This is a genomic window from Burkholderia sp. AU4i, from assembly GCF_000466765.1.
Lineage (GTDB): Bacteria > Pseudomonadota > Gammaproteobacteria > Burkholderiales > Burkholderiaceae > Burkholderia > Burkholderia cepacia.
This window is the reverse complement of the sequence record NZ_ASSI01000016.1, coordinates 24,131-37,623: the sequence shown is the minus strand read 5'-3', so window position 1 is coordinate 37,623 and position 13,493 is coordinate 24,131. Positions and strand designations below refer to the sequence as shown.

Here is a 13,493-nt window from a genome sequence, read left to right as displayed (position 1 = left end):
CGAACCAGGTGCGATCGAGCGACGACTCGAAATTGATGACAGGCATTGCAGTCTCCTTAAGCCGATCGCTCGTCGTTCCAGGAGCGAAGGCATCTCAACGGTATCGGGTTGTTATTGTGTTCGTGCCCACCATCCGGAAGCCCATCGCATCCATGGCGAGCATCACGCGCGCTGACCGCGGCAACGATCAGAACGGATAGTGACGAGGCGTCGTTTGCACGGTGATCCAGCGCAAATCGGTAAATTCCGCGACTCCGGCTTTGCCGCCGAAATGCCCGAAACCACTGGACTTCATCCCGCCAAACGGCATCTGCGCCTCGTCGTGAACCGTCGGGCCATTGACGTGGCAAAGCCCGGACTCGATCCGCTTCGCTACCGTCAACGCCCGCGCGACATCACGGCTGAAGACCGCCGCCGACAGACCATATTCATTGTCGTTTGCGCATGCGATGGCCTCGTCGTCTCCATCGACGCGGACGATCGCCTTGACTGGCCCGAACGACTCCTCCCGGTAGATATGCATGTCCGCCGTCACGTGATCGAGCAACGTGGCCGGCATCAGCGTGGTATCGGATTTCCCGCCGCACACCAGGGTCGCGCCTTTCGCCAGCGCGTCGTCGATCAGGTCATTGCATCGCCTGACGGTCGCCATGTCCACGACGGAGCCGAGGACGGCCGGGCCCTTTCTCGGATCGCCAAGCGGCAGGCTCTTCGCCTTCTCGGCCAGACGCGCGACGAATTCATCGGCGATCGCCGTGTCGACGACGATGCGTTCGGTGGACATGCAGATCTGGCCGGAATTGGCGAACGCGCCGAATGCCGCGCCTTGCACGGCGGCGTCGAGATCGGCATCGTGAAGCACCAGAAACGGCGCCTTTCCGCCGAGTTCAAGTACCGAAGGCTTCAGATACTTCGCGCACTGGGTCGCGATGATGCGGCCGACGCGCGTCGAACCCGTGAAGTTCACCCGTCTGACCGCAGGCTCGGCAATCAGCGCTTCGACAATGTCGCCGGCATTCGCCGGCGCGTTCGTGACGAAGTTCACGACGCCACGCGGCAGTCCCGCGTCCTGCAATGCCTCGATGATGAGGCCGTGGGTCGCGGGGCAAATTTCGGAACCCTTGAGCACGACGGTATTGCCGCACGCCAGCGGCAACGCAACCGCACGCACGCCCAGGATGACGGGCGCGTTCCACGGCGCGATCCCGAGCACGACGCCGGCGGCCTGCCGAACGCCCAGTGCGAGACTGCCGGGCACATCGGACGGAATCACTTCGCCCGAAATCTGCGTGATCATCGCAGCCGCTTCGCGCAGCCCGTCGGCCGCAAGCTTGACGTTGAAATCCGCCCACAGGCGGGACGCGCCCGTTTCGGTTGCCATTGCCAGCGCGAACGCGTCGCCTTTTTCTTCGAGCGCATCCGCGGCCCGATTCAGTAGAGCGCGTCGCTCGCCGGGGCCCATCGCCGACCATGCGGGAAACGCGGCGGCCGCCGCATGCACCGCCGCTTGTGCATCGGCGACCGTCGCGGCCGGCGCCGTCGAGGCAACCGCGTCGTCGAGCGGGTTGCGGCGCTCGAATGTCGCGCCGTCGCGAGCCATCGCACGCTCGCCGTTGATCAACATCGTTACCTGATTCATTACCGTCTCCTGGAATATTCTTGAAAAACCGGCCTGCCGAATCACCGGCTCGCGGTCAGGCCACGACAATTTCGACGACGCGTGTTTTTCCCGAAGACAACGCGTCTTCCAGCGCGGGCTTCAGCGACAGCGCGTCGCTCACTCGAACGCCTTCGCACCCCATGCTGTTGGCCAGGGAAACGAAATCCAGCCCTGGCAGGTCGGTGCCCTGTACCGGATCCGATGCGGCGAAGCCGAACACGGGCGCGAATTCCTGCAAGGCGGCGTAGCGCGAGTTATTCAGGATCACGAATGTGATCGGAAGATCGAGCTGGACCGCGCTATAGATCGCTTGCGGCGAATACATCGCCGAGCCGTCGCCGATGAGGCCGATCACGCGGCTGCCGGGTCTGGCCAACGCGACGCCCACCGCGGCGGGCATGCCGTAGCCCAGACCGCCGCTTGCCATCGTGTAGAACGTCTGACTGCGCGTGAACGGCAGATAACGTTGCATGACGGGGCGCGAACTGGGCGCCTCCTCGACCACGATATCGGTAGCGCGGCGGACCTCGGACAGCGTCTGCAACGCATAGGCGACCGACATGACCGCGGAGGGCTCGGCGCGCTCGACGGCCTCGCGAGGCGCCGGCAGCGGCCGGCCTCGCGGCGCCCGACGGGCGAGCAGGTCCGCAAGCCCCAGGCGAATGTTCGCCACCACCGACGTGCCGACCGGCGTCCACGCGGCGGTGGCCGGATCGTCGATGAGCTGGTACAACGCCGCACCGTCAGGCACATGCGGCCCACTGCCTTCGACGTGATACGCAAACGCCGGCGCCCCGACGACGAAGATCAGGTCATGCCCGTGCAGAATCCGGACGATTTTTTCGCGCATCGCCGGAAGGAATCCGGCGAAGAGCCGATGATCTTCAGGGAAGCTGCAGCGCGACGACATCGGCGCAACATAAACCCGCGCGTTGTGGCGCTCGGCAATCTGGATAACCTCGCTCCAGGCATCGGCGCGATCGAGCTCCGCGCCGACGACGATGGCCGGCCGCTGGCAGTGATCCAGCGCATCGCCGATCTCCGCGATCCGTTCCGGATCGGGGCGGGACCGGGTGCTGACCCGTGTCGCCTCGACGAAGCCGGCCGGTTGATCCCAGTCGTCGACCGGAATGGAAACGAACACCGGGCCACGCGGCTCCTGCATCGCCACGTGGTACGCACGGGCGAGCGCCAGCGGCACATCCGCGGCACGAGCCGGTTCGATGCTCCATTTCACGTAGGGGCGCGGCAACTCTGTTGCCTGCGATGCCGACAGAAACGGGTCGAACGGCAGGATCGAGCGGGCCTGCTGGCCGGCGGTCACGATCAGCGGCGTGCGGTTCTTGAACGCCGTGAAGATGTTGCCCATCGCGTTGCCGACGCCGGCCGCCGAATGCAGGTTGACCAGCGCGGCGTTGCCGGTCGCCTGGGCATACCCGTCCGCCATGCCGACCACGACCGCTTCCTGCAGGCCCAGCACGTACCGGAAATCCTCCGGGAAGTCGCGGAACATGGGCAGTTCGGTCGAGCCGGGATTGGCAAACACGGACGTCATGCCGAGGCGCCGCATCAAGTCCACGACGGCATCGCGAACGGTCGGCTGCCCACTTGTGTTTCGTTGCATCTCGAATCCTCTGCGGTTCGCCATTCGGGCTGGCGGTGATTGGATGAGCCGCAGTATGGGATTCGATACCTTGTTTGAAAATTGCCAATAATGCTCAAAGTCATTACATTTAAGCATGGCATCACCGAGTGGCCTGACGGGCCCATTCAGGCCGGAAGCCTTACCGGGCGGGGCTGAGCGCCGCCAGCACCGGTTTTCCGGCAGCCGCCGCGAGCGTACGCGGCGGTGCCTTTCAGGGAAGACACCTAGCGCCGTCCAACCCGGGACCCTGCTCGCCCCCCTTTATTCCCTTTCAATCAGGTTCGCCGCGATGAGTTTCAATCTGCAGCAGTTGACGATGTTCACGACGATCGTGTCCGCCGGTAGCCTGGGACGAGCCGCGACGCTGCTCGACATGACCCAGCCCGCGCTGAGCAGATCGATCAAGCGGCTCGAGGAATCGGTCGGGGCGCCGCTGTTCGAGCGCCACACGAAAGGGATGCAGCTGACCGCGCTGGGCGAGGCATTGATGCCGCATGCCATGTTGCTGCAACGGGAAGCCGAACAGGCGCGCGAGGAACTGGACGCGATGCGCGGCCTCGCGAAAGGCGTCATCAAGGTGGGCGCGGTGGGCAGCATCGCGAGCCTCGTGCTGCCGATGGCCATCGCGTGCGTGCTCGAGAAATGGCCCAACCTGCGCGTCGAGGTGATCGAAGGCGTGTGGGATCGTCTCGTCGAGGGTTTGCTCGCTTACGAGATCGACCTGGCGCTCTGCACCTCGGGAATCGAAACCGACGAGGTCGCTGCGCTCTCCGATTGTTCATGGACCGACCGGAGTTTCGTGGTCGCGGCGACCGATCATCCGTTGCGCTCGACGCGCGGTCTTCGCCTCGAAGACACACTGACACAACGGTGGGCACTCACGCCCAAGGGAACCGGACCTTATGCCCACATGCAGGAGACCTTCAGGGCCCGCGGTCTGCCGATGCCGGCCATTGCAGTCGAGACCCGTTCGGTGACCGTGCTCAAAAGCCTGGTAGCACGATGCGGCTTCGTCTCATGGATGGCCGAGCCGATGTACGACACCGAAAGCAAGGCTGGCGTCATTGACGCGCTGGACATCGAAGGCCTGGATGCGCAACGCACGTTGACGGCATTCCGGCGCCGGCGTGGCACGCTACCCGCGCCCGCCGTCAAGCTGCTGGACGAATTGCGTCACCTGACGGGATCTTTGCGCAAGGACGGGCAAAGCCTGTCTTGATGGCCGTGAATCGGGCGTGCCCGCGATTCGTGCGTTTTGGCATGACCCGACGCACACCCCGCCTTGTTCAATTGAAGTCAGCCCGGGTCTGGCGCCGCGTTTGCACGTCGATGCGCCGTCGCCAGCAGTCGCCACCCAGGGAATCCTGATGAAAATGCATTGGTTCAAGCATCACACATCCGGATCCGGAATCCGCGCCGACTGAATCACAACCAGCGTATCCCCTGCCTCGATCCTGCAAGGCGGATCCTCGTAGAACGAAAAAATCTTCCCGCACCGATCGAGCCCGACGACGATCGCACCCGGCACGACGTTCGTCATGCAGCCGACCTCTTGCGGCATCGCCTCGCGCTCCAGCAGCGTCGCGCGCCCGCGCGTCGACAGCATGTCGTTCACGAACGGCACGATATAGCGGCTATGCACGGCGTCCGCGAGCAGCAGCGCGCCGATCTTCGTCGACGACACGATCACGTCGGCGCCCGCCTGCCGCAGTTGCCGCTGGTACAGGTTCTCCTGGATCCGGACGACGATCTTCGTATCGGGCGCGATGCTGCGCACCGACAGCGTCAGCAGGATCGCGGTCGGATCGTCGGTCACCGAAATGATCACCGCCTTCGCCGAACGCACCTGCGCCTGCTGCAGCAGATCCTCGTGCGCGGGATCGCCGAGCAGCCCCGTCACGCCGAGCGACGTCGCGGCCTCGAGCGCCTGCTGCTGCGAATCGATCACGATGACCGTCGCCGGATCGACACCGCTCTCGAGCAATTCGCGCACCGCGATCGAGCCCGACAGGCCATAACCGCATACGACGATGTGATCGGACAATTGCTTTTGCAGGCGTTTCATGCGGAATTCCTCGACGACGCGCTGGATCACGAACTGATAGGCCGTGCCCAGGAAAATGAACCAGATGACGATGCGGATCGGCACGATGAAGAACGCATCGATGAGTCGCGCCCGTGCGGTGACGGGCACGATGTCGCCGTAGCCGACCGTCGCGACCGTGACCATCGTGAAGTACACGAGATCGGCGACGGTCATCGGCGTGCTCTTGGTCGAATCGCGCAACCCGTCGCGATCGAGATACAGCACGAGGAACGCGAGCGTGCACAGCAGCACGACCGCGCCGAGACGGAACAGCAGCGTGCGGCGCGGCGACGTCGCGGGACGCGTGAACAGCGTGCGTGCGCGCGGCGCCTGCCACGGATTGCGCGCGCGACGCAGGCGTGAGCGCAACGAGCGGCGCTGGGCGGAGGGCGATGCCAACGGGGAATCTCCTGAAGGATGCGGGCTCGATTCTACGATGGGTCGGCCGCGACCGGCCGACGTCATCGCATCGATTTGTCCGTTACAGCATGCTGCGCGGCCGCACCATCGTGCCGTCGACGAAGCGCTGCGCGCGAAACGCCGACAGGTCGAGCGACGGCGCGCCGGTGTCGATCCATTCGGCAAGCAGCCGCCCGACGATCGGCCCCATCGCGAAACCGTGGCCGCAGAACCCCGTCGCAATCGCGAGCCCGGACGGCGTGCCCGGCGCGTCGATCACCGGAATGCCGTCGGGCAGCACGTCGATCAGGCCGGCCCAGGCCTCGACGATCTGCGCGTCCTTCAGCGCGGGAAAGATCGTCTTGAGTTTCGCGAGTGCACGCGGCGCATGCGCGCGATTCGGCTGCGGCTGCGGATCGCGCGGCTCGATCGGCCCGGTCGCACCGTTGATGCGCGCAAGCGCATCGCGCCAGGCAGCCCCGTTCACGTGCAGCCGGAATTTGTCGCGCTGCGACCAGAACTCCGGCCAGAACAGGCTCAACCCGCGCAGGTGGCCGAGCGTCAGGTCGACGTCGACCTGCATGTCGTCGGCGAGATTGATCGCCCCGTTCTTGCGCTGCCGGATGCCGAGGCCGTGCCCCCACACCGTCGATGCCGACACCGGCGGCACCACATTGGTGCGCATACAGGTACCGCGGACGGCCTGCTGCGGCAGCCGGATGCCGACGCCGTCGAGCAGCCGGAAGCTGGTCGCGCCCGCCGCGCAGATCACGCGCCGCGTGCGGATCGTGCCGCGCTCGGTCACGACGCCGACCACCGCGCCGCCGGCCGTCTCGATCGCGGTCACGCCGCAGCCTTCGAAGAAGCGCGCGCCGGCCTCGACGGCACGCGCGGCGAACGCGGCAGCCACCCGGCGCGGCTCGGCCTGCCCGTCGGTCGCGGTATACAGCCCGCCGAGCGTGCGTGCCTGCGGCGAAAGGCCGCTGACGCGCTCGTCGATCTGCGCGCGCGTCAGCGTGCGCGTGTCGAGTCCGTGTTCGCGCGCGACCGCGAGCCAAGCGTTGAACGACGCCCAGTCCGTTTCGTTGTCCGCAATATAAAGACAGCCGCCCTGCCGCCATTCGAGATCGAAACCGAGGGTTTCCTCTAACGCTTCCCAGATCCGCATGCCGGCCATCATCAGCGGCACCTCGGCAGCTTCGCGGCCCTGCTGCCGCACGAAGCCCCACGCCCGTGTCGACTGCTGCCCGGCGATACGCGACTTGTCGAGCACGACGGCCTTCAGGCCGCGCAGACCCAGGTAATACGCGGCTGCGCAGCCCATGATGCCGGCGCCGGCGATCACGACGTCGGCGTCGGCCGGGAATGGCGAATCGCCAAGGGTCAGGGTATCGTGCAGCGGATAGGTGGTCGTCATTGTTTCCTGTCAGGGGTTAATGCATCCGGATACGGGCGGCGGTGGTAACGTCGTGACACACCTTTCACACAAACGCACCTTTCACCACGCTGAATAACGACCATTTTGCGGTAAAGTTATCTTTTCCGCGCGTGGCCGGTCGGCTCGCCCCTGGACGTCACGAAGACTGTCCGTCGAGACTGCCGCAAGGCGTCGTTCTGAACGTCACGATCCGTTCCCGTAGCATGACCACTGAAGCAATCACCACGGATTCCCTCGCGGTTGCCGAGCGCGTGCGCGAGCTGATGACCCGCAACGGCATCGGCAAGCGCCAGCAGACCACCGAGCTGTGCCGCATCCTCGACCTGAGCTTTTCGCAAGGCCATCGTAAGCTGCGCGGCAGCAGCCCCTGGACGCTCGCGCAGATCAAGAAAGTCGCCGAAGCGTACGGCGAACCCGCCGCGCAGCTGTTCGGCGCGCAAACGCTCGACCCCGGCATGGTCGGCGCCTATTCGCAGGAGGCCGTACTTTATGCGGGCGTCGCCGAGATTCCGTGCACCGCATGGATCGGCGCGCCGCTCGAAGCCGGCGCGCGCCCCGAATTCGTCGCATATGAGCAGAACGGCCGCTGGCGCGTGCTGCGCCACACCGGCGTGCTGTACCAGAACGCGTACGACGTGCACAAGATCGAGATCTATCCGCGCCGCGCGGAGAGCGACAAGCTCGTCGTCGCGGTGATCGACCCCGATCGCGTCAGCGCGACCGAGCTGTGCCGCTATCTGGAACGCCAGGGTTTCGCGACGGCCGCATTCGACGGCCTCGCGCCGTTCGTCGACGCGCTGCAGGGCCAGGCGTTCGACGCCGTCCTGACCGAATGGCTGTTCGACGACAGCACGGCCGCCACCGCGATCAAGGCCGTGCGCACGTCCGACAACCCGGGCGCGCCGATCTTCGTGCTGACGGGCGACCTGCTCACCGGCCGCGCGAGCGAGGCCGACATCAGCGAAGTGATCCGCGCGTTCGACGTCGTCTGCTACGAAAAACCCGCGCGCATGGCGATCCTCAGCGCCGATCTCGCGAAACGGCTCGCACGCGGGTAACGTCCCCGGGCCGTTCCCCGTCCGGAAGGCCATCGTCCGCGCGGCACGGCGGTCGTGAACAGGGTCGTGGATCAGTACAATAGCCGCACCCGTTCACGCCCACGCCGGCATCCGCCGCCCGACGCCATGGCCCGCCTCATTCCCGACGACTGGAAAAGCCTCGCCGCGACCGGCGCGGCCGAACGCGAGCGCGAAACGCTCGCGGCCCTCGAACACGCGCTGCCCGACGGCTACACCGTGTATCACGGCGTGCACTGGACGCGCGCCGACCAGGCGTTCTCGGTGTTCGGCGAGGCCGCGTTCGTCGTCGTGAGCCCGGCCGGCCGCGTGCTGCTGATCGAGCAGAAAGCCGGCTTCCTGCGTGAAACGCCGAAGGGGCTCGTCAAGGTCTATCTGCAGAAGGAACGCAACGTCCCGATCCAGCTCGCGCGCACGCAGGAAACGCTGCACCGGCGCCTGACGGCCGCGCTCGGCGCGGGTGTCTACGGCGTCGAGGCGCTGCTGTACTGCCCCGACTACTCGATCCGCGACGCGTCGATCGCCGGCGTCGCCGCCGACCGCATCGTCGATGCGTCGCGCAAGGCGCAGCTCGCGCAGGTGATCCTGCGAATCCTGCCCGAGGACGACGAGCACTTTCCGAACGCGCCGAAACTCCACCATTTCCTCGCGGACGAGCTCGCGCTCACGCCCGATACGAGCGCGCTCGTCGGGCAGGCGGGCACGCTTGTCACGCGGCTGTCGGGCGGGCTCGCCGCATGGGCGCGCCAGCTCGAATTCGCGCCGTTCCGGCTGCGCGTCACCGGCACGGCCGGCTCGGGCAAGACGCAGCTCGCGGTGCAGGCGATGCGCGATGCCGTCGCGGCCGGCAAGCGCGTGCTCTACGTGTGCTTCAACCGGCCGCTCGCCGACTACATCACGCGCATCGCGCCGCCCGGCGCGAAGATCGCGAATTACCACCAGCTGTGCGACTGGGTCGCGCGCGACGGCGGATATACGCCGGACTTCCAGGTGCCCGGCGAATTCGAACGGCTCGAGGCGCGCTTCGCGCAAACGCCCATTTCCGAACGCTGGCGCTTCGACGTGCTGGTCGTCGATGAAGGACAGGATTTCCATGCGCCGTGGGCGGCCGCGCTGGAACGCCTGCTGGCGCCGGACGGCGCATGGTGGTGGCTGGAAGATCCGCTGCAGAACCTGTACATGCGCGAGCCCGTCGCGCTGCCGGGCTGGGTCACGCTGAAGGCGCTCACGAACTACCGGAGCCCGCGCGACCTGCTCGAATTCGTGCGCGACATCGTCGGCAGGGTCGAGCCGCTCGCGGCCGAGCTGCGCTCGGGCAGCCCGTTCGACGGTTCGGATCCGTCGGTGTCGGCGTACGGGGAAGAAGGCGCGTCGCAAGACGCGTTGGCCGAAGCCTGCGTCGACGCGACCAAGCGGGCGATCACGCACGCGCTGTCGCTTGGCTTTCGCAAGCAGGACATCGCGGTGCTGTCGTATCGCGGCCGCGAAGGCTCGGTGCTCGCGCCGCTCGACCAGCTCGGCCCGCACCGGCTCAAGAGTTTCACCGGCAAGTACGACCTGTTCGGCAACCCGGAATATCGCGAAGGCGACGTGCTGCTCGATTCGATCTACCGCTTCAAGGGCCAGTCGGCGCCGTGCGTGATCCTCACCGAGGTCGACTTCGACACGCTCGACGCGCGTGCCGCGCGCAAGCTGTTCGTCGGTGCGACGCGCGCGACGATGAAGCTGCTGATCGTCGCGTCGTCGCGCGCGGCCGCGCAGCTCGCGGCCGTCTGACGTAATCGGCGGGCGACCGGCGGGCAAGCGCCCGTCGTGTCTCCGCCCACCGTCGCTCAAGCCACCCGGAACGCCCCCACCGCGCGACGCAACCCGTCCGCCTGTTCCTCCAGCGAAGCCGCCGCGGCCGCAGCCTGCTCGACGAGCGCCGCGTTCTGCTGCGACACCTGGTCCATCTGCGACACCGCGCGGTTCACCTGTTCGATCCCGTCGCGCTGCTCGTTCGACGCGGCCGCGATCTCCGTCATGATGCCCGTCACGCGGCCGATCGCCTGCTGAATGTCCTGCATCGTCGTACCGGCCACGCCGACGAGCCGCGAGCCGTTCGCGACGCGCTCGACCGATTCGCCGATCAGCGTGCGGATTTCCTTCGCCGCCGACGCCGAGCGTTGCGCGAGCGTGCGCACCTCGCCCGCGACCACCGCGAAGCCGCGGCCCTGCTCGCCGGCACGCGCGGCTTCGACCGCCGCATTCAGCGCGAGGATGTTGGTCTGGAACGCGATCCCCTCGATCGTGCCGATGATGTCGGCGACCTTCTGCGAGCTCTGGTCGATCTCGTTCATCGTGCCGATCACCTCGCCGACCACGGTCGCGCCGCGCGTGGCGATCTCGCTCGCGGTGTCCGCGCAGGCCTGCGCCTCCACCGCGTTGTCCGCGTTCTGCTTCACGGTCGCGGTGAGCTGCTCCATGCTCGCGGCCGTCTCCTGCAATGCGGACGCCTGTTCCTCGGTGCGCTGCGACAGGTCGGTGTTGCCGGCCGCGATCTGGTGCGTCGCCGTCGAAATCGCCTCGGAACCCTGGCTGACCTGGCGCACGGTGTCCGCGAGGCTGCGCTGCATGCCGGTCACGCCGTTGACCAGTTCGGCCATCTCGTCGCGCGACGACCAGCGCACTTCCGACGTCAGGTCGCCTTCCGACAGGCGGCGGAAATGCGACAGCAGCCGGTTCACCGGCTGCGTGATCGCGTAATGCAGGCCGATCGCGCAGCCGAGGCACGCGGCCAGGCCGAACGCGATACCCGCGATCGCGCCCGCACGCATCCAGCCGTAGTAGGTCTGCGCGGTGTCGTACACCTCCTTGCCGCGTGCGCCCTGGTACGCATCGAGCGCATCGGTCGCCTGCGTGAGCGCAACCGACAGCGGCGGCGCGACCGACATCAGCAGCCGGTCGGCCTCGTCGCGGCGGCCGTCGCGGACCGCGTCGATCATCGGCTTCAGCGCCTGCCCGATCAGCGCCTGGCGCGCGGCATCGAGGCGGCTCGCGAGCGGGCCTTCGTCGCCGTCGTGCGGCATCGACGCGTAGCCGCGCCACGCGGTGTCGGCCTTCGCGAGATAACTCTCGGCCTTCTTGACGAGATCGGGCACGTCCGGCGCTTCCGGGTGCAGCAGCGCGCGGTCGAGCGTCGTGCGCACGATCGTCAGGTTGAGACTGGCCGCCGACAGCGCGGTCTTCGCCGCCAGCTGTTGCGTATAGGCCTCGTCGAGCGCGCGGTTCGAGCTCTGCATGCCGGCGAGGCCGATCAGCCCCGACACGACGAGCAGCGCGGCGACAAGGCCGAGCGTGGAGAAGATCCGCGTGCGGATCGAGAAACGGGAAAACAGGGCGTTCAGGTTCATGACGGGACGTGAGCGGTGAAAAGTGCCGCGGCAATCGGTCCGCAGCACGCTGTATTACGGTTTGCCTGCAAAAAACTTGAGCCCGGCCCCGCTTTCCGGCTGATCCCGGTCAATTTTTCGCGTCGGCAATCTACTGTTACGGTTGCAACAGATCGAGGCTGGGCAGAAATTGACTGGTCAACTATCCATCGTTATAGTTCGAACCAATTCCCTGCCATGGCAGATATATCGATGACCACCGACACCCTCCTCACTCCGCCGGCCGCCGAAACGGCCCGCCGCGACGCGCCGACCAGGCTGATCGTCGCCGCGCTGCTGCTCGTCATGCTGCTGTCCGCGCTCGACCAGACGATCGTGTCGACCGCGCTGCCGACGATCGTCGGCGAGCTCGGCGGGCTCGATCAGTTGTCGTGGGTCGTCACCGCGTACCTGCTGTCGTCCACCGTCGTGCTGCCGCTGTACGGCAAGCTCGGCGACCTGTACGGCCGCAAGATCGTGCTGCAGGCCGCGATCGTGCTGTTCCTCGCCGGCTCCGCGCTGTGCGGCGTCGCGCAGGACATGACGCAGCTGATCGTGCTGCGCGCGCTGCAGGGGCTCGGCGGCGGCGGCCTGATGGTCGTGACGATGGCCGCGATCGGCGATCTGGTGCCGCCCGATCGCCGCGCGCGCTATCAGGGGATGTTCGGCGGCGTGTACGGCCTCGCGACGATCGTCGGCCCGCTGCTCGGGGGCTTCCTGGTCGAGCACCTGTCGTGGCGCTGGATCTTCACGATCAACCTGCCGCTCGGCTTTCTCGCGCTCGCGGTGATCGGCGTCGCGTTCCGGCCGCACACCGCGCACGTGAAGCACCGGATCGACTACATGGGCGCCGCGTTCCTCGCCACCGCCCTCACCTGCGTGATCCTGTTCACGAGCGAAGGCGGCTCGCTGCTGCCGTGGACGTCGCCGCAGCTGTGGATGACGCTCGTGCTCGGCGTCGTCGCGATCGGCGGCTTCATTTACGAAGAACGGCTCGCGGCCGAGCCGATCATGCCGCTCGAACTGTTCCGCCATCGCACCTTCGTGCTGGTCAGCCTGATCGGCTTCGTCGTCGGCATCGCGCTGTTCGGCTCGGTCACGTTCATTCCGCTTTACCTGCAGGTCGTGAAGGGTTCGACGCCGTCGCAGGCCGGGATGCAGCTGTTGCCGATGATGGGCGGGATGCTCGTGACGTCGGTCGTCAGCGGCCGGCTGATCTCGCGGCTCGGCTCGTACCGGATGTTTCCGATCCTGGGCACGCTGACCGGCGGCGTCGCGATGGCGCTGCTGTCCACACTGACGCTCGATACGCCGCTGCACACGATGTATGGGTACATGGCGCTGCTCGGGATCGGGCTCGGCATGGTGATGCCCGTGCTCACACTCGCCGTGCAGAACACGGTCGAATTCCGCCACATGGGCGTCGCGACGTCGGGTGCGACGCTGTTCCGCTCGATCGGCGGCTCACTCGGCGTCGCGGCGTTCGGCGCGCTGTTCTCGCACGGGCTGCAGTCGCGGGTGATGGCTGCGCTGCCGGCCGGCACGGAGCTGCCGCCCGCGCTCGGCCCGGCCGCCGTGCACCAGTTGCCGGATGCCGTGCGCGACGCGTACCTGCATGCGTTCGCCGGCTCGCTGCACGTCGTCTATCTCGCGGCGGCGACGGTCATCGCGATCGCGTTCGTGCTCGCGTGGTTCGTCGAGGATGCGTCGCTGCGCAAGCACAACTGACTGGCCGATGAACCGCGATGCAGCCGCCGGGCCGCCTCGCGATTCGCGGCC

Annotated in this window: 9 protein-coding genes; 4 read left to right on the top strand and 5 right to left on the bottom strand. The window is 67.0% G+C overall.

Annotation, left to right across the window (positions count from 1 at the left end; genetic code table 11):
• Positions 1–187: 187 nt before the first annotated feature.
• Positions 188–1,639, bottom strand: coding sequence for an aldehyde dehydrogenase (locus L810_RS02920; protein ID WP_021156883.1), 1,452 nt, complete (start codon positions 1,637–1,639; stop codon positions 188–190).
• A 55-nt stretch (positions 1,640–1,694) separates the two neighbouring features.
• Complete coding sequence (gene mdlC, locus L810_RS02915) at positions 1,695–3,284, bottom strand: benzoylformate decarboxylase (protein ID WP_021156882.1); 1,590 nt, start codon at positions 3,282–3,284, stop codon at positions 1,695–1,697.
• A gap of 310 nt (positions 3,285–3,594) precedes the next feature.
• On the opposite strand from mdlC, the gene L810_RS02910 reads away from it, so the two are divergent.
• Positions 3,595–4,524, top strand: coding sequence for a LysR family transcriptional regulator (locus L810_RS02910; RefSeq protein WP_021156881.1), 930 nt, complete (start codon positions 3,595–3,597; stop codon positions 4,522–4,524).
• Positions 4,525–4,695: 171 nt separating this feature from the next.
• Here the strand turns inward: L810_RS02910 and L810_RS02905 are convergent, their stop codons facing one another.
• A complete protein-coding gene (locus tag L810_RS02905; RefSeq protein ID WP_021156880.1) occupies positions 4,696–5,790 on the bottom strand; it encodes a potassium channel family protein in 1,095 nt (364 codons plus the stop codon).
• Between the two features lie 82 nt (positions 5,791–5,872).
• Positions 5,873–7,207, bottom strand: a complete 1,335-nt coding sequence (locus tag L810_RS02900) for an NAD(P)/FAD-dependent oxidoreductase (RefSeq protein ID WP_021156879.1) — start codon at positions 7,205–7,207, stop codon at positions 5,873–5,875.
• Positions 7,208–7,431: 224 nt separating this feature from the next.
• Between L810_RS02900 and L810_RS02895 the strand changes: the two genes are divergently transcribed.
• Together L810_RS02895 and L810_RS02890 are read left to right on the top strand one after the other, a co-directional pair.
• Positions 7,432–8,286 carry a helix-turn-helix domain-containing protein gene (locus L810_RS02895; protein ID WP_006485970.1) on the top strand — a complete coding sequence of 285 codons (855 nt, stop codon included), beginning with the start codon at positions 7,432–7,434 and terminating at the stop codon, positions 8,284–8,286.
• A 126-nt stretch (positions 8,287–8,412) separates the two neighbouring features.
• Positions 8,413–10,080: an ATP-binding domain-containing protein gene (locus L810_RS02890; RefSeq protein ID WP_021156878.1), complete on the top strand. Its 1,668-nt coding sequence runs from the start codon at positions 8,413–8,415 to the stop codon at positions 10,078–10,080.
• Positions 10,081–10,136: 56 nt separating this feature from the next.
• Here the strand turns inward: L810_RS02890 and L810_RS02885 are convergent, their stop codons facing one another.
• Positions 10,137–11,696 (bottom strand): methyl-accepting chemotaxis protein, encoded by a 1,560-nt coding sequence (locus L810_RS02885; RefSeq protein ID WP_021156877.1) that lies wholly within the window; start codon positions 11,694–11,696, stop codon positions 10,137–10,139.
• A gap of 231 nt (positions 11,697–11,927) precedes the next feature.
• Here L810_RS02885 and L810_RS02880 point away from each other — a divergent pair, with 231 nt between their 5' ends.
• Positions 11,928–13,442: an MDR family MFS transporter gene (locus L810_RS02880; protein WP_021156876.1), complete on the top strand. Its 1,515-nt coding sequence runs from the start codon at positions 11,928–11,930 to the stop codon at positions 13,440–13,442.
• Positions 13,443–13,493 lie beyond the last annotated feature (51 nt).